Origin of the sequence: Pseudomonas cavernicola (assembly GCF_003596405.1) — a bacterium.
GTDB lineage: Bacteria > Pseudomonadota > Gammaproteobacteria > Pseudomonadales > Pseudomonadaceae > Aquipseudomonas > Aquipseudomonas cavernicola.
In genome coordinates this window covers 443,769-466,769 of record NZ_QYUR01000008.1, presented here as the reverse complement: position 1 = coordinate 466,769, position 23,001 = coordinate 443,769, and the positions used below count along the sequence as shown (strand labels likewise).

Below are 23,001 nucleotides of genomic sequence, written 5' to 3'. Positions count from 1 at the left end.
GATCAGCCGTGCGCCGCGGCGGCGCGGGCAAGGATCTTCTTCGCCAGGCTCATGCGGTGCACTTCGTTGGGACCGTCGTAGATGCGGAAGCTGCGCGCGTCGCGGAAGATCCGCTCGACGATCGTCTCGCCGGTGACCCCCTGCCCGCCCAGCACCTGTACGCAGCGGTCGATCACCCGCCAGATGCCTTCCGAGCTGATCACCTTGGCCATGCTCGACTCGAAATTGCCGCGCTCGCCCTGATCCAGTACCCAGGCGCAGTGCCAGATCGCCAGGCGGGTGGCGTGCAGGTCCATCGCGTTGTCGGCGAGCATGAAACCCACCCCCTGGTGCTCGCCCAGCGGCTTGCCGAACGACTGGCGGTGGTTGGCGTAGGCACAGGCGGTGTCGTGGGCGCGGCGCGCCTGGCCGAGCCAGCGCATGCAGTGGGTGAGGCGGGCCGGCGCCAGGCGCACCTGGGCGTAGCGGAAGCCCTTGCCCACCTCGCCGAGCACGTCGCTGGCCGGCACCCGCAGGTTCTCGAAGCGCAGCACCCCATGGCCGCCGGCGAAGCAGCTGTCGAGCGAATCCATCATGCGCTCGAGGACGAAGCCCGGGCGGTCGGTGTCGGTGAGGAACATGGTCGCGCTGCCGTCCTCCATGCGCGCCATGACGATCGCCAGCTGCGCGCCTTCGGCGCCGGTGATGAACCACTTGTGGCCGTTGATCACGTAGTCGTCGCCGTCGCGCACCGCCGTGGTGGCCAGCATCGACGGGTCGGAACCGGCGCCCGGACTCGGCTCGGTCATCGCGAAGCAGGAGCGGATGCGGCCCTGGACCATCGGCTGCAGCCAGCGGTCCTTCTGCGCCGGCGAGGCCACCACCTCGAGCAGGTGGATGTTGCCTTCGTCCGGGGCGTGGATGTTCAGCGCGATGGGCCCCAGCGGCGAATAGCCGGCCTCCTCGAAGACGATCGCCTTCTCCACATGGCACAGCCCCAGCCCGCCCATCTCCCGCGAGGCGTGCGGGGTGAGCAGGCCATGCGCGCGGGCCTTTTCCACCAGTTCCTGGCGCAGTTCGGCGGAGGGGCCGTGGGCGGTCTGCCGCGGATCGCGCTCCATGGGAATGACGTGTTCGGCGACGAAGCGCCGGACCTTGGCCTGCAGGGCAAGCAGCTCGGCGGAGAGAGCGAAGTTCATGTCGATGTTCCTTTGGTTCTGAAGGGGAAATCAGGCGCCCAGGCCGCGTGGATCGATGGCCGCGAACAGGTTTTCCATGACGGTTTGCCGGATCCCGGCCTTGGCCGGGTCGTAGGGCGTGAAGTTCTGCACGCGGATGATGGCCCGCACCACCTGCGGCCCATCCATGTCGATGTCCAGCACGTTGAGGCAGGCGGTGTCCTGCTCGAAGGCGGCGAGGCCGCGCAGGCCCGCGCCGCTCGCCCACGCCAGCAGGATCCGGTTGACCGCGTCGTGGCTGACCACCAGCGCCGTCTCCCACTCCGGCTCGGCGAGCAGGTGGTGGAAGGTCTCCAGCACGCGCCCCTGGAACTGCCGCCACGCTTCGCCGCGCAGGAAGGCCGCGCCGGGCTGGTCGGCCAGCAGGTAAGCCTGGCTGACCTCCGCGTGCAGGGCCTCGGCCGGGATGTCGCGCAGGCGGCCGGCGCGGACCTCGCGCAGGCCGGCCAGCTCCTCGACCGGCAGGCCGCGCCCGCCCAGCAACTCATCGAGGGTCTGCCGGGCGCGCGGATAGTCCGAGCACACGGCACGGTCGACCGGCATGTCGGCGAGGACCTGACCCAGCGCCTGCGCCTGGCGCACGCCGGCAGCCGACAGGGGCACGCCGCGCGGGTCGAGCGGCCGGCCGGCGGCATCGAAATAGCTGACGTGGCCGTGGCGCACCAGATAGCAACGGCGCCGGCGCAGCGGCGGCGAACGGAATTCAGCCATGGGCCACCACCTTGGGATTGCTGATCCGCAGCTGCTCGCGGGTGATCGCCAGCAGGGCATCGAGCAGGCGCTCGCGGACCGCGCCGTGCTCGTCGTACAGGCCCTGACGGATGTTGCGGGCCACCTGGGCGCGCGCCTCGGCCAGGCTCGGCTCGGCCTGGCCATGCACGTCCAGCACGCGGGCCAGGGCCGCCGCCTCGGCCTGGGTGCAGGCGGCCGCCAGTTCCATCTCGCGCAGCGCCATGGCCATCGCGCTGGCGATCATGCGCGCTTCGTAGTGCAGGCTCGCCGGCAGCGCCGGCAGCAGCTGCTTGAGCAGCAGCTCGCGGGCGGTGGCGAGAAGATCGCGGGCGTCTGGCCGGTTCATGCTTTATCTCCGCGGGTGAGCGCCAGGATTTCGTATTCGAGCTCCGGGACCAGGCGCCCGGTCAGGGCCAGTTCCAGGGAGCGCTGCTGCCCGGACAGATGACGTTCGGCTTGCTGGAGGGCGATCACCGCCCAGCGCAGGTGGGCGAGGACCTGCCAGAACACCAGTTCCCCGGCGTTCAAGCGCTGGCCAGAGACCTCGCGATAGCCGGCCAGGAAGTCCTCCAGGCGGCCGATGCCGCCGGCCTCGAGATCCGGACGGGCGAAGCGCCAGCAGCGGGCGGAGAACCAGCCGAGGTCTTCGCGCGGGTCGCCCCAGCCGGCGAACTCCCAGTCCAGCACGCCGGTCAGCGTGCCGGCGTCCACCAGGTAGTTGCCGGTGCGGAAGTCGCGGTGCAGCAGGCAGGGGGCGAGCGGCGCGGGCTTGTTCAGCTCGCACCAGCGCAGGCCCCATTCGAGCACCGGGTGGCTGTCCGTCAGGGCGTCGAGGAAGCGGCGGTACTGGTCGATGCTGGCCTGCACCGGATCGCGCGCCGGCGCGGCCAGGAACTCCAGGCCGGCCTGCGGCGGCCTGATCCGATGCAGGCGCGCCAGGCTCTCGCCCAACTGGACGCTGAGGGCGGCGCGCCGCTCCTCCAGCGCGCGGTCGGTGGTCAGCCGATGGCCGCTGGCGGTGCCGGCCAGCGCCTCCATGACGAAGAAGTCGCGGCCGATCACCGGCCGGTCGCGGCACAGCCACAGCGGCTTCGGTACCTTCACCCCGGCCCGATGGACCGCGCTGAGCACCGCGAACTCCTGCTCGCGGCTCATGCTCGCCGCCACCGCCGACGCCGCGTCGGTGCGCAGCACCCAGCGCCGGGGGCTGTCGTCCACCCGGGCCTCCAGCAGCCAGTTCTCCTGGATGGCCCCGCCGGACAGGCGCTCGCTGCGCTCGATGACGACGCGCTCGCCGTCCATCCGCCCCGTCAGGTAGGCGGACAGCGCCTCGTGGGCATCCGCTATGTCGATTCGCGCGCAGTCAGGCCGCGGATTGTTGCTGCTTGTTGGCATGCTCGCCTCGGTCTCGCAGGTTCATTCCTGCCAGGCATTCAGCAAGATCGGTGCCAGCGCCGACAAAAATAAATTTCCCATTCTAAAACAACAAGTTAAAAAAACAATAGGAACACCCGGACGGGCGTCGGCAATGCAGGTTTGCAATGCGCCAGCGCAGCCGGGAAATCCAGTTTCACAATTGGCATGCGGCTGGCGCACGACCGACGCCGGCCCCGCACGGCGACCAGCGAATTTCTCCCGCGCCAGCGCGCCGCTCGGCTAGGATGAGCGCACCCGGGCTGCCACACTGCTCGCTCCGGGCGCCGAAACCGCCTCAGCGCAGCGGCCGCGCCGGTCGCTGGCTGCCAGCCAGGAAACCGCACGCGATGGCCCTTCCCGCGCTCAAACCCAACCAGTTACGCCCCCCCGCCGAACCGGCGAAGGCGCTCGCCCGCCCGCGCCTGTTGCAGCAGCTGGCCAGCTCGCTGGCGGCCGGCTGCTTCACCCTGCTGCAGGCCCCGCTGGGTTACGGCAAGAGCACCCTGCTCGGCCAGTTCGCCCGCACCCTGCCCGGCCGCAGCGCCTGGCTACGCCTGACCCCTGCCGAGAACCAGCCGCTCGGCCTGCTCGTCCACCTGCACGCGGCGCTCGGTTTGCCGGCGGCCCAGCGGGCGACGGCGGACGCCGAGGGCCTGTGGAGCGAGATCCAGCACTGCCTGGAAAGCGCCAGCGAACCGCTGACCCTTCTGCTCGACGACCTGCAGCTACTGAACTCGCCGCCCGCCTACCAGTACCTCGAGCAGCTGCTGCACTTCCCGCCTCCGGCGCTGCGTCTGCTGGCCGCCAGCGAGGGTCCGCCGCGACTGCCGCTGGCGCACCTGCGCCGCGACGGGCGGCTGACGCTGATCGACATCCACGAGCTGGCCCTGGACAGCGAGGAAACCCGGCAGTTGGCCGCCGCCCGCGACGTGCGCCTGAGCGCCGATGCGATCTACCAGTTGCGCGCCGGCAGCGAAGGCTGGATCAGCGGCGTGCTGTTCTGGCTCGACGCCTATCACCAGGCGGCATCGCTCGGGCAGCCGCCCGCCGACCTGCGCCCGGTCACCGTGCAGGCCTACGCGCACGCCCGGCAGTTCCTCGAGGAGGAACGCCTGCGCCGCCTCAAGCCCGAGCTGCTGGGCTTCCTGGAGCGCACGGCGGTGGTCCAGGTGTTCGATGCCGCGCTGGCCGCCGAGCTCAGCGGCCGTGCGGATGCCAGCGAGGCGATCCGCCAGCTGCGCCGGCTGGATCTGTTCATCGAGGAGCGTGCCGGCGAGCGCAGCGAGTACCGCTACCATCCGGCCTTGCGCAACAGCCTCTACCAGCGCCTGGCGCAGCGCGATCCGCAGCGCCTGCGCCAGCTGCATCGCCAGGCGGCGAACTGGCTGCTGGAGCAGCGCCGCTTCACCGAGGCGATCTACCAGTTCGGCCGCGCCAGGGACTTCGATGCGGTGCTGGCCACCGTCGACCGCCACACCTTCGACCTGCTGCGCGAGGGCCAGGTCAATGCCCTGATCGACTTCCTCGGCGAAGTCGCCGGGCATGCCGGCAGCGACAGCTTCACCCTGGCCATCACCGAGGCCTCCACCATCATCGTGACCAACGACGTCGCGCAGACCTGCCAGTGCATCCGCCGCCTGCAGGGACTGCTCAGGCGCCAGGGCATTCCCCGCCATCCGCAACGGGTGCAGCAGACCATCGCCTTTCTGCGCAGCCGCCTGGCCTACCTGGGCGGCAACCTGGCGCACGGCCTGGAAGTGGCCGGCCGCGCCCTGCAGCGCTTCCCGCAGCACAACGCGGCCAGCTCGGTGCTGCACTTCGACCGCGCCAGTTGCCTGTTCGCCCTGGGCCGCCTGGACGAAGCCCGCGACGAGGCCGAACTGGCCCTCGGCGAGCTGCAGGGCTTTGGCCTCAGCGGCTATACCAATCTCATCCAGCTGCTGCTCGGCCAGATCGAGCTGGCCCAGGGCTGCGGCGAGGCGGCCTGGCAGCGCTTCCTCGCCCTGGACGAGCTGCCGGCCAGCAGCTCGGCGAGCTTCTACGAGTTGTTTCATCACCTCGGCAAGGGCCTGGCCCTGCTGCAGGCCAACCAGCTGGAACAGGCCCGCCAGTGCCTGAACCAGGCCGAAGTGCTGGCGCTGGACTTCCCCCATTGCGCCGCCCTGGCCTGGGTCTTCCACCACCAGGCCGGCCTGTACTGGGCGCAGGGCCAAACGCACCAGGCCAAGGCCCGCTGGGACGAGGTCCGCCGCATGGCCCGCCAGTACCGGCTGTTCACCCTCTACCGCCAGGCCGGCGCCTGGCGGGCGCGCCTGGCCGTGCGCGAGGACGACCAGGATTTCCTGCTCGACTGGCTCGAGGAGTGGCACTGGTGCTTCCGCCACTACGGCGAGCACCTGCTGCCCGAGGAGTGGCTGGCCTACGCCTGGGTGCAGCGCCACCTGGGCCAGCACGGCAAGGCCTGGCAGATCCACGCCAACCTCAAGGAGCAGGCGCAGATCCAGGCCAACCGTCGCCTGCAGCTCGACGCGCTGCTGCTCGAGGCCGGCCTCTTCCAGGACCGCGGCGCCCGCACCGAGGCCCTCGGCAGCCTCGAGCAGGCCCTGCAACTGGCCAGCCGCTACGGCTTCGGCCAGCTGCTGCAGTACGAGGGGGACGACCAGCTGGAGTCATTGCGCGAGCTGCTGTTGCCGCAGACCCGCGCGCAGCTCGGCCTGGCCGAGCCGGCGCCGCCGCGCGAGCGGCTCAACGCGCTGTTCCGCCGCCTGCTCGCCGGCACGGAGACGGCCGCCAGCGCGCTCATCGTGCCACTGTCGCGCCGCGAGCTGGACGTGCTGCAGCGCATGGCGCGCGGGCAGACCAACCAGCAGATCGCCGACGCGCTGTTCATCAGCCTCAGCACGGTCAAGACCCATATCAACCACCTGTTCCGCAAGCTCGACGTGACCGATCGCGACAGCGCCCTGCGCTCGGCGCGCGAACTCGAGTTGCTGGGCTGAGCGCGACCTCCACCCGCCCCTCGACCCGATTCCACCCCCCATTCCACCGGGGGGGTGGAAGTTGCCGGGCTTCTTCGCTTGTTACAACGGCGCATCGCTCGTTCATCCCCAGGAGAACCGCATGCCCAGCTATCAGGCCCCGCTGCGCGACATCGCCTTCGTCGCCCACGAACTGCTCGACTTCGGCAGCCACTATCAGCAACTAGCCGGCTGCGAAGCCCTCGATCCGGCCACCTTTGACGCCATCGTCGAGGAAGGCGCCAAGTTCGCGGCGCAGCAGCTCGCCCCGCTCAACGCCGACGGCGACCAGTACGGCTGCCAGTGGCAGGACGGCCGGGTCAGCACGCCACCGGGCTTTGCCGCAGCCTTCCGCCAGTTTGCCGACAACGGCTGGCTGGGCCTCGACAAGGATCCGCAGTACGGTGGCCAGGGCCTGCCGCCCTCGCTGGGCTTCGTGATCCACGAGATGCTGTGCAGCGCCAACCATGCCTGGAGCCAGTTCCCCAACCTCACCGGCGGCGCCATCAGCACGCTCCACGAGCACGCCGACGAGACCATCCGCCAGCGCTTCCTGCCGGCGCTGATCGAGGGCCGCTGTAGCGGCACCATGTGCCTGACCGAGCCGCACTGCGGTTCCGACCTCGGCCTGCTGCGCACCCGCGCTGAGCCGCAGGCCGACGGCAGCTACCGGATCAGCGGCAGCAAGATGTTCATCTCCGCCGGCGAGCACGACCTGACCGACAACATCGTCCACCTGGTGCTGGCCCGCATCGACGGCGCCGCGGCCGGCGTCAAGGGCATCTCCCTGTTCGTGGTGCCGAAGATCCACGTCGAGGCCGACGGCAGCCTCGGCGCAGCCAACGGCGTCAGCTGCGGCTCCATCGAGGAAAAGATGGGCCTGCACGGCAACCCCACCTGCGTGCTCAACTTCGACGACGCCTGCGGCTACCTGCTCGGCGAGGCCCATCGTGGCCTGAACGCCATGTTCACCTTCATCAACGAGTCGCGCCTGGCCGTGGCCCAGCAGGCCCAGGCCCACGCCGAGACGGCCTTCCAGGGCGCCCTGGCCTACGCCCGCGAGCGCCTGCAGATGCGCGCCACCCCGCGCCTACGCCCCGAGCTGCCGGCCGACCCGATCATCGGCCATGCCGACGTGCGGCGCATGCTGCTGACCCAGAAGGCCTACGCCGAAGGCGGCCGCATGCTGACCTACGCCTGCGCCCAGAACGTCGACCGCCTGCACCACGCCGCCACGCCGGCCGAGCGCGCCGCCGCGGCCCGCCGCCTGGCGCTGCTCACCCCGATCGCCAAGGGCATCCTCAGCGAGGCCGGCAACGAGGCGGCGCAGCTGGGCATCCAGGTGTTCGGCGGCCACGGCTTCATCCGCGAGTGGGGCATGGAGCAGATCGCCCGCGACGTGCGCATCACCTCGATCTACGAGGGCACCAACACCATCCAGGGCCTCGACCTGCTCACCCGCAAGGTGTTCGCCGACGGCGGCGAGGCGCTCGCCGAACTCCTCGCCGAGATCGAGGACTTCGCCCGCGCCGCGACGGCGCCGGCCGAACTGTCCCGCCCGCTGCTGGAACAGGTGAATGCCTGGCGCGAGGTCAGCGCCTGGCTGCAGGAGCGCTGCGGCGCGGATGCCAACCTGGTCGGCGCCAGCGCCTTCGACTACCTGATGCTCGCCGGCTATACCCTGCTCGGCTACCTCTGGCTGCGCGCCGCCTGCCAGGCCGAACAGGCCCTGGCCAGCGGCAGCGCCGAGGCGGACTTCTACCAGGGCAAGCGGGAAACCGCGCGCTTCTACCTGCAGCGCCTGCTGCCCAGGGCCGCCCTGCACCGCACGCTGATCGAGAGCGGCAGCGCCAACCTGATGAGCATCGCCGACAGCGCCTTCGCGCGCTGAGTTCACTCAGCAACTCCGCCACGCCCATTCGGCGGCAGCAGAGTCCCTTGGTGGCCGCCAGTAACGTGGCAGCCACCCTTTTTATCGCCAACCCCCGGCCGCGCACGCGGCCGGGCAGCGGGCGGCCGGGCGGCATGCCGCGCCGCACCCGCCCTTCCGAAGAGGGAATTCCATGCAGCAGTTGATCGACTACCGCCGCGACCAGGAGCTGGCCCTGATCGGCCTGTGCCACGCGCCGGTCAATGCGCTCGGCCACGAACTGCGCCAGGCGCTGGCCAGCGCCTGCGAACTGGCCGCCAGCGACCCGGCGGTACGCGCCATCGTCCTCCATGGCCGCCAGCTGCCGTTCAGCGCCGGCGCCGACATCGGCGAATTCGGCACGCCGCTCACCTGGCAGGCGCCAGACCTGCCGCAGCTGCTGGCGGATCTGGCGCGGATCGACAAGCCGCTGGTCGCCGCCATCGGCGGCGTGGCCCTCGGCGGCGGCCTGGAGCTGGCCCTCGCCTGCAGCCAGCGCATCGCCAGCGCCGACGCTCGCCTCGGCCTGCCGGAGGTGCGCCTCGGCCTGCTGCCGGGCGCCGGCGGCACCCAGCGCCTGCCGCGTCTGGTCGGCGTGGCCGCGGCCCTGCAGATGATGCTCGACGGCCAGCCGGTCGGCGCCCGACAGGCCCGCGAAATGGGCCTGGTCGACCGCCTGGTCGAGCCCGGCGAGGATCTCGTCGCCGCGGCCTGCCACTTCGCCCGCGAACTGCTGGCGGGAGCGGCGCCGGCGCGCCCGGAACAGGGCCCCCTCGACGAGCCGAGCGGCGCTTTCTTCGCCGCCCAGGAGGCCCAGCTGGCCGCCCGCAAGGCCGGCCAGCTGGCGCCGCAGCTGGTGCTGGCGGCGGTGCGTGCCGCCTGCGAGCTGCCCCTGGCGCAGGGGCTGGCCCGCGAGCAGGTGCTGTTCCGCCAGGCGCTGGGCAGTGCGCAGGCCACGGCGCTGCGCCACCAGTTCTTCGCCGAGCGCGAGGCGCTGAAGATCCCCGGCATCGACGCGGCCACCCCGCTGCGCAGCATCGCCAGGGTGGCGGTGATCGGCGCCGGCACCATGGGCGGCGGCATCGCCATGAACTTCGTCAATGCCGGCATCCCGGTGACCCTGCTGGAGGTCAAGCCCGAAGCCCTCGACCGCGGCCTGGCGCAGATCCGCAAGAACTACGAGATCAGCCTCAAGCGCGGCAAGCTCAGCCCCGCGCAGCTCGATCAGCGCATGGCCCTGCTGCAGGGCACCCTCGACTACGCCGACCTGGCCGACGCCGACCTGGTGATCGAGGCGGTGTTCGAGAACCTAGCCATCAAGCAGGCGGTGTTCCGCACCCTAGACGAGGTGTGCAAGCCCGGCGCCATCCTGGCCAGCAACACCTCGACCCTGGATGTCGATCAGATCGCCGCCGTCACCCGCCGCCCGCAGGACGTGGTCGGCCTGCACTTCTTCAGCCCGGCCAACGTCATGCGCCTGCTGGAAGTGGTGCGCGGCCAGGCGACCGCGCCGCAGGTGCTGGCCACCACCCTGCAGATCGCCAAGCGCATCGGCAAGCTGCCGGTGGTATCCGGGGTGTGCTTCGGCTTCATCGGCAACCGCATGCTCGAGCCCTATGCCCGCGAGGCGCACCGCCTGGTGCTGGAAGGCGCCAGCCCGGCGCAGGTCGACCGCGTGCTCACCGGCCTCGGCCTGGCCATGGGCGTGTTCGCCATGTACGACCTGGCCGGCATCGACATCGGCTATCTGGTGCGCGAGGCCAGGCGCAGCCAGCTAGCCCACGACCCGAGCTATTTCCGCCTGGCCGACGAGCTGTACGCCCGCGGCTGGCATGGCCAGAAGACTGGGCGCGGTTTCTACCGCTACGAGGGCCGTGAGCGCCTGGAGGACGCCGAGGTGGTGCAGATCGCCGAGCGCCTGGCCGCCGAGCTGGGCATCCAGCGCCGCGCGATCAGCGACCAGGAAATCCACGATCGCTGCCTGTTCATGCTGATCAACGAGGGCCTGCAGCTGCTCGACGAGGGCATCGCCCTGCGCAGCGGCGACGTCGACCTGGTGTGGATCAACGGCTACGGCTTCCCGGCCTGGCGCGGCGGCCCGCTGCACTACGCCGAACAGCTCGGCCTCGCCGAGGTGCTCGCCGGCATCGAGCAGTACCGCGACCGGCTCGGCGCCTACGCCGCGATGTGGCTGCAGCCGGCGCCGCTGCTGCAGCGCCTGGTCACCGCCGGCAAGACCCGCATCGAAATCTGCTGAGCCTCTTCCACCCCCGACAGGAAACCCGAACCATGCAAGAAGCCGTCATCGTTTCCACCGCCCGCACGCCGATCGCCAAGGCCTTCCGCGGCGCCTTCAACGACCTCAAGTCGCCGTCCATGGCCGCCGTGGCCATCCACGCCGCCGTCGAGCGCGCCGGCATCGAGGCCGCCGAGATCGAAGACCTGGTGATGGGCACCGCCATGCAGGGCGGCACCGCCTCGACCAATCTGGCGAGACTCTCCGCGCTTGCCGCCGGCCTGCCGCTGTCGGTCAGCGGGCAGACCATCGACCGCCAGTGCGCCTCCGGGCTGATGGCGATCTCCATCGCCGCCAAGCAGATCATGGTCGACGGCATGGCCGTCACCGTCGGCGCCGGCCAGGAGCAGATCAGCCTGGTGCAGAACAGCCACATGAAGTGGGCGGCCGCCGAGGCCGACCCGGCTGTGATCAAGATGGCCGAGCACGCCTACATGCCGATGCTGCACACCGCCGAGCTGGTGGCCAAGCGCTACGGCATCGCCCGCGAGGCCCAGGACGCCTACTCCCTGCAGTCGCAGCAGCGCACCGCCGCGGCCCAGGCCGCCGGCCTGTTCGCCAATGAAATCGTCCCGGTCACTGCACGCAAGAAGCTGGTGGATAAGGAAACCGGCGCGGTCAGCTACGAGGACGTGACCCTCAGCCTCGACGAGGGCAACCGCCCGCAGACCGTGCTGGCCGACCTGACCAGGCTCAACCCGGTGCTCGAAGGCGGCTGCATCACCGCCGGCAACGCCAGCCAGCTGTCCGACGGCGCCAGCGCCTGCGTGCTGATGAGCGCCAGCCTGGCCGCCCAGCGCGGCATCGCCCCGCTCGGCCTGTACCGCGGCATCGCCGTGGCCGGCCTGGCCCCGGAAGAGATGGGCATCGGCCCGGTGTTCGCCGTGCCCAAGCTGCTCAAGCAGCACGGTCTGAGCGTCGACGACATCGGCCTGTGGGAACTCAACGAAGCCTTCGCCTGCCAGGTGCTGTACAGCGCGCAGAAGCTCGGCATCGATCCGGCCAAACTCAACGTCAACGGCGGCGCCATTTCCATCGGCCACCCCTACGGCATGAGCGGCGCGCGCATGGTTGGTCACGCCCTGCTGGAAGGTAAGCGGCGCGGCGTTAAGTACGTGGTGATCACCATGTGCGTCGGCGGCGGCATGGGTGCCGCCGGTCTGTTCGAAGTGCTGTGAGAGCCAGGAGTCATACGATGCTTGAAACCAACTTCTCCCTGGCCGGCAAGACCGTGCTGGTCACCGGCGCCTCCAGCGGCCTGGGCGCCCACTTCGCCCGCCTGGCCCGCCGAGCCGGCGCCCGCGTGGTGCTGGCCGCTCGCCGCGTCGAGCGACTCGTGCAATTGGCCGCCGAACTGCAGGCGGACGGCGGCGAGGCATTGGCCGTCGCCCTCGACGTGACCTGCCGCGACAGCGTCGAGCAGGCCTTCGACGCCGCCGAGGCGCGCTTCGGCGCGGTCGACGTGGTGATCAACAATGCCGGCGTCGGCGATCCCGGGCGCTTCCTCGAGCTCGGCGAGGACGACTGGCGGCACATGCTGTCGACCAACCTGGACGGCGTGTTCCGCGTCGCCCAGTGCGCCAGCCAGCGCCTGGTCCGGGCCGGGCGCGGCGGCAGCATCGTCAACATCGCCTCGATCCTCGGCCTGCGCGTCGGCAGCGGCCTCAGCCACTACTGCACGGCCAAGGCCGGCGTGGTGCAGCTGACCAAGGCGATGGCGCTGGAGCTGGCCCGCCACCAGATCCGGGTCAACGCCATCGCCCCCGGCTACTTCAGGACCGAGATGAACGACACCTACTTCGACAGCGAGGCGGGACAGCAGTACATCCGCAGCCAGGTGCCGCTGCGCCGCCTGGGCCGGCTGGAGGAGCTCGACGGGCCGCTGCTGCTGCTGGCCAGCGAGGCCGGCGCGTTCATGACCGGCAGCGTGCTGGCGGTGGACGGCGGGCACCTGGTCAACGGTTTGTAGCGCGAAGCCCTCAGGCCCAGAAGGCTTTGCCATTGCGGCTGCCCCAGTACGGTATCGCCAAGGCCACATCGAGGTGGCCTGTGCCATGAGCTAGATAATCCTGAGGCGGTTGTTCATGCCCTCCCGTGCGCTGGCGAATACCGCGCATGGGAGGCGCGTCGTCGGTTAATGCCGACCTCTGTCGGCGCAATGGAATACAGGATGAGTATGGAAATCAATATCCCAACATGCAGCAACGCTGATCCGCAGAATACGCAGGCCAAAGCCGCCAGCGGGTCGCTTGCGGCACGCTTGGCCCGCTTGACAGCGAACGGCGCACGCGTCGCTTGCGCCAGCGCGGAACTCACGGCGCAACTGGCCGCGGTCGGCCTCGGCACTTCAAAGATCGAGGCCGACAAGGGCGACCGGCGTTTCACTGACCCGGCTTGGCGTGAGCATCCAGGCTATCGCCGCCTGGGGCAGGCCTACTTGGCCTGGTCGCGCAGCGTCAATGGCCTGGTCGACCAACTCGATATTCACGATTGGCGCAAGAAGGAACAGCTGCGCTTGGTGCTGGACGTGTTGACCAGTGCCGCCGCGCCGACGAACTGCCTGCTCGGCAATCCGGCGGCGCTGGCAAAGGCCTTCGATACCGGCGGTGCCAGCTTGCTGCGGGGGGCGAAGAACTGGCTCCATGACGTGCGGCATAATCGCGGCATGCCGTCTCAGGTGGACGCCAGTGGCTTCAAGGCTGGCGAGAATCTGGCGGTGACCCCAGGCTCGGTGGTGTACCGCTGTGAGGTGTTCGAACTGATCGAATATCGTCCGGTGACGGCGACGGTGCGCAAGCACCCTCTGCTGCTGGTGCCGCCGGTGATCGGCAAGTACTACTTCCTTGACCTGGCCAAGGGCCGCAGCTTTATCGAGTATGCCGTCAGCCGCGGTCTGCATTTCTTCACCATCAGTTGGCGTAACCCATGCGCCGAACATGCCGAATGGAATCTCGATACCTACGCCGCCGCGGTCATTGAAGCCCTGGAGGTGGTCCGGGAAATTGCTGATGGCGCCGAGCCCAATGTTCATGGTGTATGCGCTGGCGGCCTTATCCTCAGCTGCGCGCTCAACCACCTAGCCGCGCAAGGCAAATGCCTGGCACAGGCCGCTTCCTTCAGTGTGACGCTGCTGGATTTCGATACGCCAGCGCCCATCGGTGCCTACTCGCCCAAAGCCGTGGTCAATCTCGCTCGCCGACGCTCCGCCAAGGCTGGCGTGTCAAGCCCCAAGGACATGGCCGCTGCTTTCGCCTGGATGCGCCCCAATGACCTAGTATGGAATTACTGGCACAACAATTACTTGATGGGTGAGGCACCACCGTCAGTCGATATCATGGCCTGGAATGCCGATGGCACCCGCCTGCCGGCGGCCTTGCACAAGCAATTCCTCGATATCTTCCATGACAACTCCCTGGTCAGTGGAAGCCTGGCGGTCCTGGGCTCGCCACTGCGGGCCGGGGCCATCGACTGCGACGGCTACTTCATGGGCGCAGAGGGCGACCATCTGACGCCGTGGCAGGGCTGCTACCAAGCGGCGCAGTTGTTCGGCGACGAGTGCAGTTTTGTGCTCAGCAACGCGGGACATATCGCCAGCCTGGTCAATCCACCGAGCAACCCCAAGGCCCGTCACTTCATCGGCCCGGCACCGACCCTGGACGCAGAGGAGTGGTTGGCGCAGGCGAGCGAGCAGCCAGGAACCTGGTGGGTACACTGGGCCGACTGGGTACTGCAGCGTGCCGGGGCTGAACGCCCGGCCCCGGCGGTGGCTGGCAGTCAGTGCCACCCGGAACTGCAGCCCGCCCCGGGCCGCTACATCCACGAATGAAGTAAGGAGTGACCAGAGGGGCGCCCTCATTCGGGGTGCAAAGCCTGAATGAGAGCCCCTGGGCTCTGTACGGAAAGCGCCTAAGCTCGGTGATGGGTCGTTAAAAATGGCAGTGCTGTGAGCGCAAGGAGTCATCCAATGCATGAAACCAGCTTCCCCCTGGCCGGCATGACCGTGCAGGTCACCGGCGCGTCCAGCGGCCTGGGCGCCCACTTCGCCCCCGGCTACTTCAAGACCGAGATGAACGACGCCTACTTCGACAGCGTGCTGGCGGTGGACGGCGGACATCTGGTCAACCCGCTCTAGCGCCCGGTGCGCGGATCGTCGCCGGGCGATCCGCGCGCGCCGCCCCGGCCACCCCCAATTCTCCGCCGCCGCGCGCGGCCAGTGGAGCCGAACATGCCCACCATACCTGACCTGCCGCGGGTGATCGCCCTGATCACCCATCTGCGCCAGCCGCAAGGGCCGAGCCGCCTGGCGCGCATCGTCCAGCAAGTGATACCCGACTATCAGGAGCGCGCGCGGATCGAGATCGTCGAAACCACGCTCGCGCGCCTGCTGGAGCGGGCGCGCGAACTGGAGAACGGCCAGCGGGTGGACATCATCATCTGCTCCGGCGCCAGCGCCGACTACCTGCGCCGGCATATCGCGACCCCGGTGCTGTCCATCCACATGGGCGAGCTCGACCTGATCCGCGCCCTCGACCTGGCCCGCTCGCGGGCCACCAAGGTCGGCATTCTGAGCTTTGGCCAGGCGCATCCGGAACTGGCGGCGATGCAGGCGCTGTTCACGGTCGAGATCCGCGAGGCCACCTACGCCAGCTTCGAGGAGGCGCGCGAGCAGGTCGAGCGCCTCGCCAGCGATGGCTACCGGGTCATCATCGGCTCCTCGACGGTCGCCCAGCTCGCCGACGAGGCCGGCGCCCAGGGGATGCTGGCCCTCAACGCCGACAGCATCCGCCGCACCCTGGACAACGCGCTGGCCATCTGCCGCAGCCGGGCGCAGAGCCTGCTCCAGCAGCAGCGCCTCAACGCCGTGTTGCGCAACCTGAGCGATGGGGTGATCGCCCTCGACGCCGAGGGGCTGGTGCAGTCGATCAACCCGAGGATGGCCACGCTGCTGGAGATTCCCGCGGAGCGGGCCCGCGGCCGACCGATCGGCGAGGTCATCCCCGACCTCGATCCCGCCGGCATCCTGGGCAGTGGCGAGGGCGAGGAAAGCCAGCTGATCAGGGTCGGCACCAAGACCCTGGCCGCCAGCCTGACGCCCATCATCGAGGACGGCAAGGCGGACGGCGTGGTGATCACCTGCCAGGAGAGCAACGCCATCCAGCGCGCCGACCGGCGCATCCGCAGCCTGGCGCGGCCACGCCAGTTCACCGCGCGCTATCGCTTCGAGCAGATCATCGGCGAGGCGCCGGCCTTCCGGGCCACCGTGCGCCTGGCGCAGCGTTACGCGCAGACCGACTCCACCGTGCTGATCACCGGGGAAAGCGGTACCGGCAAGGAGCTGCTGGCGCAGAGCCTGCACAACGCCAGCACCCGCCAGCAGGCCCCCTTCGTGGCCATCAACTGCGCCGCCTTTCCCGAGTCGCTGCTGGAGAGCGAGCTGTTCGGCTACGAGGAAGGCGCCTTCACCGGCTCGCGCAAGGGCGGCAAGATCGGCCTGATCGAGACGGCGCACACCGGCACGCTGTTCCTCGACGAAATCGGCGACATGCCGGTGTCGCTGCAGACCCGCCTGCTGCGCGTGCTGCAGGAGCGCGAGGTGCTGCGCCTGGGCGCCTCCGAGCCGACCCCGGTGGACATCCGCGTGGTGGCCGCCACTCACTGCGACCTGCGCGCGCGCATCGCCGACGGCCGCTTCCGCGAGGACCTGTTCTACCGCCTGAACATCCTGCGCCTGGCCGCGCCGCCGCTGCGCGAACGGGTCCAGGACATCCCGATCCTGGTCGGCGCCATCCTCGAGCGGCTGCCGCGCGCGCCCGGCTCGCCGCAGCCCGAGGCCCAGGCCTTCGGCCCGCTCATGCCCTACCTGCTGCGCCACCGCTGGCCCGGCAACATCCGCGAGCTGGAGAACATCGTCGAGCGCATGGCGATCTCCGCCCAGGAACTGGAAGACGGCGACCCGGGCCGCAGCCTCGCCACCCTGTTCCCCGAACTCTTCGAGGGCGAGCAGGCCGGACTCCCCCTGGCGACGGCGGCGCCGGCCGCCGACGATCTGCGCAGCCTGGGCAAGGCCGCCGAGGCGGCCCATGCCCGGCAGATTCTGGATGCCTGCCGGGGCGACCAGGACGAGGCCGCCCGCCGTCTCGGGGTGAGCCGCACCACCCTGTGGCGCCGCCTGCGCGGCGGCAAGGGCAACTGAGCCCGACCTGCCAGTGCAACTCTGCAAGTAGGTGAACGACCCGCCTTGCATACCTGCAACGGCGGGATCCGCCAGCGGCGCCGGCGGAGGCGTTCACGAACCCCGCAAAAAAATCCAACTAGCTGATTCAAAAGGAATTTACCGAAGGCCCGCGCAGCGCCGGGGACGCCTGGCACAGCCCTTGCTCAAACCTCCTCGCTGGCCGGCCCCGCACTGCCATGCCCCAGCCTAGCCGTTGTTGGAGTTGTGCCGAGATAAGTGGAAAATTCACTCACTTCCCTTCTATCTATCTGACTTTACTCATGATTTTAAATTCTTCATTTCGCGCGCGAGAAGCAACTGGCTGGCATCAGGGGGCGGCGTCGGACGCCGTGCCTTCGAGGCCACTGGGGGACGTGGCTTGGCGCAGCAGTTTCAACGCTGTCGTAGCCTCGGCAAGGCTTACCTGTAAGCCTTGTGCGCGTTGGCTCTGCGTCGAAACGGTTTTTTGTAGCTCGGCGCTTTCCGCCTGTAAGGCGTCGAGGCGCTCCTGCAGGGTGTCCTTGGCTGTTTGTGATTGAGCCAGCTGGTCTTTTAGCACTGCGAGTTCGCTTGTCTGGCGCTCCAACCGACCCTGCTGAGCGGCCTGTTCCTTCAGCAGTAGTCGGGCTTCGGTGAGGAGGCGCTCGTTATCCCGGTTGAGCTGGGTGATGTCATCTTGTTTGACGATCAACGTCTGCTGCAGCTGGCGGGTATCCATTTGCAGCTGCTGGACCTGCGCTTCGTGCCGGCGCTGCTCCTGCTCGCGCTGCTCCTTGCTTGTACGTCGGTAGTGCTCAAGTGAATCGCGGGCATGCTGGTGTTTTTCCTCCAGCGAGCGGATCTGCCCGTCTCGATCCGCCAGGCGAGTGTCCAGATCCTGCTTGGCCTGCAGCAGTCGAGCATTTTCAATTTGAGCCTGCTGCAGCTGTTGCTGGGCCTGCTGATGCGCCTGGCGCTCTCCTTTCAGTTGGCCCTCAAGGGTTCCAGCATGCTGTTCCAGTTGCTGGATACGTGCCTCGGCGTGCCGCAGTCGTTCGACGTGCTCGGTGCGCTCTTGAGCCCAGCGCTCATGCGCCTGCTCCACGGTCTCATTCGCCTCGTCCTGCAGGCGCTCGGCGAGCTGCGACACCAGGCTGGTGAGTTGATCGCTAAGCGGCATGGCAGTGCTCAAGCGCCCGGCCTCCGCTGCTTCCAACTCCTTTAGATAGCGGTGAATGGTGGTTTTCGAGCCGGTATTCCCGAGCTCGATCCGCAGTGCATCGAGGCTGGGATTCTCACCGCGGGCCAGCAGGGCCTGCCGGGCTTGCTTAACCAGGGCCTTGTTGATGCCGCCACGCGCCATGGGGTGTGCTCCTACGATTTGATACTATTTTACATACTATGTATTTACATACTAATTTCAGTCGATGTAAAGCCAGTCTAAACGCTAGAAATCAGATAAAATAATGGCAGATTATCGAATGAGATAGTTGAAAACGGCGGTCATACCGCCGCTTTTCAGTACGCTTGGCGGAGGTCAGGGAATGAGTGACGTAGATCGCTATCTACAGGCCGGCACGCGTGAGAACACCCGGCGCAGCTACCAGTCGGCCGTCGAACACTTCGAGGTGACCTGGGGCGGCTTCTTACCAGCGACCAGCGACAGCATCGTCCGCTACCTGGTGGATCACGCGGGCAAGTTGTCGATCAATACCCTCAAGCAACGCCTGGCGGCGCTTGCTCAATGGCACATCAGTCAGGGCTTTCCCGATCCGACCAAAACCCCGGTGGTCCGCCAGGTGCTCAAGGGCATCCGCACCCTGCATCCCGCCCAAGAAAAACAGGCGGCGCCGCTGCAGCTTCAGCACTTGGAACAAGCCATTCACTGGCTCGAACAAGAAGCTCGGCGTGCAATTGAGCAACAAGAACTGGGCAAGCTACTGCGCTGCCGGCGCGATGCCGCCTTGATTCTGATTGGCTTCTGGCGTGGCTTCCGTAGCGACGAACTGTGTCGTCTGCAGGTCGAGCAGATCCAGGCCGAGGCCGGATCGGGCATGCAGCTGTACCTGTCGCACAGCAAGGGCGATCGCCAGCACCTCGGGACTACCTATCAAACGCCGGCCTTGAAGCGACTCTGTCCGGTACAGGCCTACCTGGACTGGATCAGCGTGGCCGGCATTGCCCGCGGACCGGTGTTTCGTCGGATCGATCGCTGGGGGCATCTGGGTGAGGATGGCTTCAATCCCAACAGCATCATTGCGCTCCTGCGGCAAATCTTACGGCGGGCTGGCGTAGCGGCTGATCTCTATACCAGTCACTCGCTGCGCCGCGGTTTTGCCACCTGGGCTTCGGCAAATGGCTGGGACATCAAGTCGTTGATGACGTATGTCGGCTGGAAGGACATCAAATCGGCGATGCGCTACATCGATCCTTCGGTTTCATTTGGCGGTTTGGCGGCAAAGCCCATAATCCCTTTAAAACTGGATGCTGGCACTTTGACTCGGCTGCCACATTCTCTCTAGTATCGACGAACTATCAGGAGCGACGGCGTTATGGGTGCTCAGACAAGTATCGAATGGACTGAAATGACGTGGAACCCGGTGGTGGGCTGCACCAAGGTGTCGCCTGGCTGCAAGCACTGCTACGCAGAGAACATGGCGCACCGTCTGCAGGCCATGGGCACACCGGGGTAAGCGAGCGCACTGCCCAGATCGAGGTCTTCTACCTGCCGAGCTACAGCCCGGAACTCAACCCCGAGGAGCGCCTCAATGCTGACCTCAAGCAGGCCATGGGCAAGCGGGCGCCCATCCGCACCAAAGCCAAGCTACGCGAGGCCGCTAGCGAGCACATGGCGCTGTTGGAGACCTCCCCCGAGCGTGTCAAAAATTACTTCCAGGACCGCTATGTCAAATATGCGGCCTGTTAAGACTTCTTGAGGCCGGATCAATAGTGGTGCTGGATAAAGGACGAGTGGTCGAGAGCGGCAACCACGGGGGATTGCTGGGACTTGGCGGCCTTTACGCGCGGCTCTGGCAACACCAGACAGGAGGGATCGTCGGGATGGAGTGAACTTCCCCATCATCGACGGTCACATGAAGCCCTTGTTAAGCGAACTCCAGCAGAGGAACAGCCTTATGAAATTGGCCTCAGTTGTCAGCGCCGTGATTTCCAGTCTCGCGCCCAGTGTATTCGCCCAGGATGGCCTGCAAGAACCCGGCGCGAGTATCTCCGCCGTGGACTACCACTACGGAATGGAAATCGATGTGCAGAAGGTGCTGCAACGCACCGACACGTCCCAGAAGACGGGCGTGGTACCGGTGACCCTGGTCTACGAGGACAGCGAGGGCGAGGTGCACAAGATCCGTTTCCTCGAGTGGGGCGGGAGCACAGCCAGCACCACCAGCATTGCCTGATCAGCCCTGTCGATAGGGTTGCAGGCCACGCGCCTCCTCGGCGTAGGCCTGTACCCCGACTCGCTCCTGTCGCAGGAACTCGTCCACCTCCGCGCGCAGGCTAGGGTGGGCCAGCCAATGCCCGGATGAAGCCACGGATCAGCTTGTGCTCGCCCTGGGCACCGGCGTCGAAGCGCTGCAGGCCATCGCCTATCGCATGTTCAATCCCCTGGTAGAAGCAGGTCGCGAAATGCAAGCCGTACTTGGTGGTGCCCTTATCGGTATCCTCGGAATGACGGGTACGCCGATCAGCTCTGATGACCGCGATACCGAATCTGCCCCCAGCGATAACTTTATCGCCCCACCACCTGATCGCGGATTTTGAGCACGATGATGGTCCAGCAGTTCGCGTGCCGTGCGGCGGTTCGAATGCCCATGTTGGCGCCCAGCAGTTCCCGAACGTGCTTATGCAGATCCTCGTCCATCGGCCTGCCCTTGTAATCCCGCTGAGATGAGGTGCATTTCGGCAAAAGGACTGAGCCAGAAAACCCATACAAACAATCTTTAAAATCAAATAATTACAGAACGAATGTCCTAATTTTCCCTTATCTCGGCATAACCCCGTATCGGCACTTGGTGGAAAACGCCTTCGCCCGACTGAAGCATTATCGGGCGGTGGCCTCACGACTCGACAAGCTGAAACGAAATTACGAAAGCGTGATAGCCATGGGATGCGTTGTTCTGTGGCTACCCATGTGAAACGTCAACAGGCCCTAGTGAGAGGTCTGCCGCCGCGATAGTGTCCTGCCAATCTGTGCATTCGTCGCGGTTTTGCAAAGGCGGCCATGCTGTCCGTGGCTCGTTGTTGTTCTTCATACTGCCCCCCCGTGAACGGTGGGTTTCCCTGGCCGCCAGCGATGCTTTGCCGCCGACTTGACCAAGAACCCGTTACTACCGCATGACCCCATGTCTGGCGGTGCCCCGCGTGTGAGACCGGAATCATCAGCGATGCGGAACGGCAACTGGCAATCTCCGCCGTTTCCGAGTAGCCCCGGAAGCGTGGCACCGCCTAGTCCTTGGCCTGACCAGAACAAGAAGGAAGCAGTTCACAACGCTGGACTGACAGGTGCATAGGCGGTCGCCGTTCCGGTCAGCCGATCTTCCGCCCCAAGCGGGCAGCAAACGAGGGGAGTACCGCTTCAGCGTCGTCGCTTGCGATGCCCGGACATTGGCGTCAGTTCGATGGTGTTCGGCAGCTTCCCCGCCAGTCACGTGATTGCCGGATGGTGCAGATCGTGCCAGAGGGAAGCATTGCTGGCCGCTTGTTCGCACCCAGAATGCTTCCCACCGGGTTCCTGCTATTCAGCAAACAGGTCCGGGCCAAACACTTCGTAATGAATGCGTGCCTCATGAATGCCGAGATTCTTCAGTGCATCATGCTGCATCCGCATGAACGGAATCGGACCGCAGATGTAGTAGTCGGCGTCAGGTAGCAAGATCGACTTCTCGATCTGCTTCACGTCGACCAAGCCCGGATAGTCATAGTCCCGTCCCTGGACATCTTCCGGCAGCGGCTGATCATAGAACACAAAGAGGTCAAAGTTTTCATAGCTCTTCGCCGCTTCACGGAGTCGGTCGCGCATGGCGTGTACGGCACTATTACGGGCGCCATGCACGAATACCACGTGCCTCGGTGGGGCCTGCAATGCCGCTTTGAGCATGCTGACCATCGGGGTCAGCCCGACGCCGCCGCTGATCAGGACAAGGGGTGTCTTGGCGTTGACATCGATATGGAAGCTGCCATATGGCGCGGCCAGCTTCACCTCGTCTCCGACATTGACGTGATCGTGCAGCAGGTTCGAAACATAGCCCGGTGGCTGCGTCCCGCCACCTTCACGTTTGACGGAGATGCGATAGCTTCGTCCATTGGGCATATCCGACAGGCTGTACTGGCGAATCTGCTGCAACCCGAGTGTCGGCACATCGATTGCGACGCTGGTGTATTGTCCGGGTTCGAAGTTTACCACCGGACCACCATCGACAGGCGCAAGGATGAATGATGTGATCACGTCGCTCTCAGGGCGCTTCTCACGAACGACAAAGCTGCGCCACCCCTTCCAGCCACCGGGTTGTTCGGCAGAACGCTCGTACAACTCACTTTCCATGCCTATCAGGACATCGGCCAGATTCCCATAGGCTTGCGCCCAGGCGGAAATGATGTCGTCGGTTGCGGCGTCGCCCAAGACTTCCTTGATGGCGGCCAGCAGGTGTTCTCCGACGATGGGGTACTGTTCCGGTTTGACGCCCAGACTCGCATGCTTGTTGGCAATGTTCTTCAGCACGGCCATCAGGCTGCTTGGGTCCTCGATATTCTCCGCATACGCATAGACCGCACGTGCCAGCGCCTGCTGCTGCTGGCCCTGTTCCTGATGGGCCATGTTGAACACATTCTTCAGTTCGGGATGGGCTTCGAACATGCGCTTATAGAAGCACTTGATGATGCCGTAGCCGTGTTCGGCCAGAACCGGTGCCGTGGCCTTCACGATGTCCTTCGTCTTCTGGGTCAGCATTGCCTCTCTCCTTACGCGGGCGTGGGGGTCGCCAAATCGGCGAGGGTGACGGTCGCGTACCTCGTCGGTTTGATGAATTGTTGGCGCTGATGGAAAACTGACCCACCCTGCCGATTGAAATTTGACCCAGGGCGGGTTGCTGATTTTTTGCATCAGCAACGGTGGATAAGCTTAGCAGCCGTGCTGCTTGTGAAGGTTTCCTGGCGATAGCCCAATGCTGCGGCTGAAGACCTGCCACACGCCGCCATGTAGCAGACCC

General features: G+C 66.9%; 18 protein-coding genes and 5 pseudogenes. 15 read left to right on the top strand and 8 right to left on the bottom strand.

What is annotated here, in order from left to right; translation table 11 throughout:
• Window positions 1-2: 2 nt before the first annotated feature.
• From D3879_RS24175 to D3879_RS24160, 4 genes are read right to left on the bottom strand one after another with little or no spacing between them, the layout of a single operon-like run.
• Complete coding sequence (locus tag D3879_RS24175; RefSeq protein WP_119956737.1) at window positions 3-1,178, bottom strand: acyl-CoA dehydrogenase family protein; 1,176 nt, start codon at window positions 1,176-1,178, stop codon at window positions 3-5.
• A gap of 30 nt (window positions 1,179-1,208) precedes the next feature.
• Window positions 1,209-1,928, bottom strand: coding sequence for a histidine phosphatase family protein (locus D3879_RS24170; RefSeq protein WP_119956736.1), 720 nt, complete (start codon window positions 1,926-1,928; stop codon window positions 1,209-1,211).
• On the bottom strand, window positions 1,921-2,295 hold the full coding sequence (locus D3879_RS24165) for a DUF6285 domain-containing protein (RefSeq protein WP_119956735.1): 375 nt from the start codon (window positions 2,293-2,295) through the stop codon (window positions 1,921-1,923). Before D3879_RS24165 ends, D3879_RS24170 begins: the two co-directional genes overlap by 8 nt.
• Window positions 2,292-3,344 (bottom strand): phosphotransferase family protein, encoded by a 1,053-nt coding sequence (locus tag D3879_RS24160; protein WP_119956734.1) that lies wholly within the window; start codon window positions 3,342-3,344, stop codon window positions 2,292-2,294. Before D3879_RS24160 ends, D3879_RS24165 begins: the two co-directional genes overlap by 4 nt.
• Window positions 3,345-3,712: 368 nt before the next feature.
• Between D3879_RS24160 and D3879_RS24155 the strand changes: the two genes are divergently transcribed.
• From D3879_RS24155 to prpR, 8 genes are all read left to right on the top strand, one after another.
• Window positions 3,713-6,364 (top strand): winged helix-turn-helix domain-containing protein, encoded by a 2,652-nt coding sequence (locus D3879_RS24155; protein ID WP_119956733.1) that lies wholly within the window; start codon window positions 3,713-3,715, stop codon window positions 6,362-6,364.
• A gap of 121 nt (window positions 6,365-6,485) precedes the next feature.
• Complete coding sequence (locus tag D3879_RS24150) at window positions 6,486-8,273, top strand: acyl-CoA dehydrogenase C-terminal domain-containing protein (protein ID WP_119956732.1); 1,788 nt, start codon at window positions 6,486-6,488, stop codon at window positions 8,271-8,273.
• A gap of 172 nt (window positions 8,274-8,445) precedes the next feature.
• The gene (locus tag D3879_RS24145) at window positions 8,446-10,548 is read left to right on the top strand and encodes a 3-hydroxyacyl-CoA dehydrogenase NAD-binding domain-containing protein (RefSeq protein ID WP_119956731.1); all 2,103 of its coding nucleotides are present in this window, start codon (window positions 8,446-8,448) and stop codon (window positions 10,546-10,548) included.
• Between the two features lie 32 nt (window positions 10,549-10,580).
• Window positions 10,581-11,765, top strand: a complete 1,185-nt coding sequence (locus D3879_RS24140) for an acetyl-CoA C-acyltransferase (protein ID WP_119956730.1) — start codon at window positions 10,581-10,583, stop codon at window positions 11,763-11,765.
• 17 nt (window positions 11,766-11,782) lie between these two features.
• Window positions 11,783-12,556 (top strand): SDR family NAD(P)-dependent oxidoreductase, encoded by a 774-nt coding sequence (locus tag D3879_RS24135; protein ID WP_119956729.1) that lies wholly within the window; start codon window positions 11,783-11,785, stop codon window positions 12,554-12,556.
• 201 nt (window positions 12,557-12,757) lie between these two features.
• Complete coding sequence (locus tag D3879_RS24130) at window positions 12,758-14,413, top strand: PHA/PHB synthase family protein (protein WP_158592118.1); 1,656 nt, start codon at window positions 12,758-12,760, stop codon at window positions 14,411-14,413.
• A 138-nt stretch (window positions 14,414-14,551) separates the two neighbouring features.
• A complete protein-coding gene (locus tag D3879_RS26620) occupies window positions 14,552-14,719 on the top strand; it encodes a hypothetical protein (RefSeq protein ID WP_158592117.1) in 168 nt (55 codons plus the stop codon).
• 93 nt (window positions 14,720-14,812) lie between these two features.
• Window positions 14,813-16,780, top strand: a complete 1,968-nt coding sequence (gene prpR / locus D3879_RS24125) for a propionate catabolism operon regulatory protein PrpR (protein ID WP_119956727.1) — start codon at window positions 14,813-14,815, stop codon at window positions 16,778-16,780.
• Between the two features lie 349 nt (window positions 16,781-17,129).
• Here prpR and D3879_RS24120 read toward each other — a convergent pair whose 3' ends face one another.
• On the bottom strand, window positions 17,130-18,143 hold the full coding sequence (locus D3879_RS24120; protein ID WP_119956726.1) for a DNA-binding protein: 1,014 nt from the start codon (window positions 18,141-18,143) through the stop codon (window positions 17,130-17,132).
• A 181-nt stretch (window positions 18,144-18,324) separates the two neighbouring features.
• On the opposite strand from D3879_RS24120, the gene D3879_RS24115 reads away from it, so the two are divergent.
• From D3879_RS24115 to D3879_RS24100, 5 genes and pseudogenes are all read left to right on the top strand, one after another.
• A complete protein-coding gene (locus tag D3879_RS24115) occupies window positions 18,325-19,302 on the top strand; it encodes a site-specific integrase (RefSeq protein WP_119956725.1) in 978 nt (325 codons plus the stop codon).
• 30 nt (window positions 19,303-19,332) lie between these two features.
• Window positions 19,333-19,470, top strand: a pseudogene (locus D3879_RS27970) (DUF5131 family protein); the annotation flags it as partial.
• 20 nt (window positions 19,471-19,490) lie between these two features.
• A pseudogene (locus D3879_RS24105) lies at window positions 19,491-19,706 on the top strand (transposase); the annotation flags it as partial.
• Window positions 19,707-19,726: 20 nt separating this feature from the next.
• Window positions 19,727-19,849 (top strand): annotated as a pseudogene (locus D3879_RS27325) (hypothetical protein); the annotation flags it as partial.
• Between the two features lie 65 nt (window positions 19,850-19,914).
• Window positions 19,915-20,193, top strand: coding sequence for a DUF2790 domain-containing protein (locus tag D3879_RS24100; protein WP_119954164.1), 279 nt, complete (start codon window positions 19,915-19,917; stop codon window positions 20,191-20,193).
• Here the strand turns inward: D3879_RS24100 and D3879_RS24095 are convergent.
• Window positions 20,194-20,428: pseudogene (locus tag D3879_RS24095) on the bottom strand (peptidogalycan biosysnthesis protein); the annotation flags it as partial.
• On the opposite strand from D3879_RS24095, the gene D3879_RS26740 reads away from it, so the two are divergent.
• Complete coding sequence (locus D3879_RS26740) at window positions 20,339-20,557, top strand: hypothetical protein (RefSeq protein WP_177412478.1); 219 nt, start codon at window positions 20,339-20,341, stop codon at window positions 20,555-20,557. The pseudogene D3879_RS24095 and the gene D3879_RS26740 overlap by 90 nt on opposite strands.
• Here D3879_RS26740 and D3879_RS27320 read toward each other — a convergent pair.
• Window positions 20,526-20,657 (bottom strand): hypothetical protein, encoded by a 132-nt coding sequence (locus tag D3879_RS27320; protein ID WP_420800951.1) that lies wholly within the window; start codon window positions 20,655-20,657, stop codon window positions 20,526-20,528. The two genes, D3879_RS26740 and D3879_RS27320, sit on opposite strands and share 32 nt — an antisense overlap.
• A 127-nt stretch (window positions 20,658-20,784) precedes the next feature.
• Between D3879_RS27320 and D3879_RS24085 the strand changes: the two are divergent.
• Window positions 20,785-20,931, top strand: a pseudogene (locus D3879_RS24085) (transposase); the annotation flags it as partial.
• A 599-nt stretch (window positions 20,932-21,530) separates the two neighbouring features.
• Here D3879_RS24085 and hmpA read toward each other — a convergent pair.
• On the bottom strand, window positions 21,531-22,742 hold the full coding sequence (gene hmpA / locus D3879_RS24080) for an NO-inducible flavohemoprotein (protein WP_119956724.1): 1,212 nt from the start codon (window positions 22,740-22,742) through the stop codon (window positions 21,531-21,533).
• Window positions 22,743-23,001 lie beyond the last annotated feature (259 nt).

What these genes read in the sequence shown, in the direction of transcription:
- D3879_RS24175 (WP_119956737.1), bottom strand. Translation starts at nt 1,178, where the DNA reads ATGAACTTCGCTCTCTCCGCCGAGCTGCTTGCCCTGCAGGCCAAGGTC.
- D3879_RS24170 (WP_119956736.1), bottom strand. Translation starts at nt 1,928, where the DNA reads ATGGCTGAATTCCGTTCGCCGCCGCTGCGCCGGCGCCGTTGCTATCTG.
- D3879_RS24165 (WP_119956735.1), bottom strand. Translation starts at nt 2,295, where the DNA reads ATGAACCGGCCAGACGCCCGCGATCTTCTCGCCACCGCCCGCGAGCTG.
- D3879_RS24160 (WP_119956734.1), bottom strand. Translation starts at nt 3,344, where the DNA reads ATGCCAACAAGCAGCAACAATCCGCGGCCTGACTGCGCGCGAATCGAC.
- D3879_RS24155 (WP_119956733.1), top strand. Translation starts at nt 3,713, where the DNA reads ATGGCCCTTCCCGCGCTCAAACCCAACCAGTTACGCCCCCCCGCCGAA.
- D3879_RS24150 (WP_119956732.1), top strand. Translation starts at nt 6,486, where the DNA reads ATGCCCAGCTATCAGGCCCCGCTGCGCGACATCGCCTTCGTCGCCCAC.
- D3879_RS24145 (WP_119956731.1), top strand. Translation starts at nt 8,446, where the DNA reads ATGCAGCAGTTGATCGACTACCGCCGCGACCAGGAGCTGGCCCTGATC.
- D3879_RS24140 (WP_119956730.1), top strand. Translation starts at nt 10,581, where the DNA reads ATGCAAGAAGCCGTCATCGTTTCCACCGCCCGCACGCCGATCGCCAAG.
- D3879_RS24135 (WP_119956729.1), top strand. Translation starts at nt 11,783, where the DNA reads ATGCTTGAAACCAACTTCTCCCTGGCCGGCAAGACCGTGCTGGTCACC.
- D3879_RS24130 (WP_158592118.1), top strand. Translation starts at nt 12,758, where the DNA reads ATGAGTATGGAAATCAATATCCCAACATGCAGCAACGCTGATCCGCAG.
- D3879_RS26620 (WP_158592117.1), top strand. Translation starts at nt 14,552, where the DNA reads ATGCATGAAACCAGCTTCCCCCTGGCCGGCATGACCGTGCAGGTCACC.
- prpR (WP_119956727.1), top strand. Translation starts at nt 14,813, where the DNA reads ATGCCCACCATACCTGACCTGCCGCGGGTGATCGCCCTGATCACCCAT.
- D3879_RS24120 (WP_119956726.1), bottom strand. Translation starts at nt 18,143, where the DNA reads ATGGCGCGTGGCGGCATCAACAAGGCCCTGGTTAAGCAAGCCCGGCAG.
- D3879_RS24115 (WP_119956725.1), top strand. Translation starts at nt 18,325, where the DNA reads ATGAGTGACGTAGATCGCTATCTACAGGCCGGCACGCGTGAGAACACC.
- D3879_RS24100 (WP_119954164.1), top strand. Translation starts at nt 19,915, where the DNA reads ATGAAATTGGCCTCAGTTGTCAGCGCCGTGATTTCCAGTCTCGCGCCC.
- D3879_RS27320 (WP_420800951.1), bottom strand. Translation starts at nt 20,657, where the DNA reads ATGGACGAGGATCTGCATAAGCACGTTCGGGAACTGCTGGGCGCCAAC.
- hmpA (WP_119956724.1), bottom strand. Translation starts at nt 22,742, where the DNA reads ATGCTGACCCAGAAGACGAAGGACATCGTGAAGGCCACGGCACCGGTT.